This window comes from Mesorhizobium sp. M7A.F.Ca.CA.002.04.1.1 (genome assembly GCF_004022805.1).
In the GTDB taxonomy this organism is placed as follows: domain Bacteria; phylum Pseudomonadota; class Alphaproteobacteria; order Rhizobiales; family Rhizobiaceae; genus Mesorhizobium; species Mesorhizobium ciceri.
On sequence record NZ_RZPL01001250.1, the window covers coordinates 1 to 625 of the forward strand.

Below are 625 nucleotides of genomic sequence, written 5' to 3' on the forward strand. Positions count from 1 at the left end.
GCGTCTCGCCACCCTGTTCCGGCTGCGAAGCCGCATCGCCAGCTGGTGCCGCCTCGGCAATGGTTTGCGTGAGGTGTTCGCCCGCAGGGGCTGTGTCGTCGAGCTGGTCCTCGTCGATCACCACCAGCAGATGCCGCTCCTCGGTCAATCTTGCCAGCCCCGCCGGGTAGGAGGCCGTGCCGCCCGGGACAAGGCGCTTGACGATGCGGTCGCTCTCGGCTGCGACGTCGGCAACCAGTGCTGCCAGCGTCTCCGGCAGGATGCCCAGTGCCGAAAATCCTTCCGAGGCCGCCTCAACGTTGCCCCTGGCATCGACAAAGGCGATGAAATGACCATCCTCGGTGAAGCCGCTAATGGCGCGCGCGGCGATTTCGCCGGCACTGCGTGACCCTGTCTGAGCCGCCGGCACTGCCAGCATGATCGCCTTCTCGGCGTCCGGCATGGTCACCGCACTGGCCAGGAAGCCGACGGCGCGGCTGGTCATGCCGGTCGCCAGCCGCACCATGATGGCGCGGTCGCTGCCAATCTCGGGAAATCCGCTGGTCGCCATGATCTGGCGCCTGGCGATCACGGGCAACTGCGCCGAGGCGCCTATGATCGCCTCGATGTCGGGATAACCGAACAT

Annotated in this window: 1 pseudogene; it reads right to left on the minus strand. The window is 66.9% G+C overall.

What is annotated here, in order from left to right:
• Positions 1-625, minus strand: a pseudogene (locus ENZ75_RS33620) (PAS domain-containing sensor histidine kinase); the annotation flags it as partial.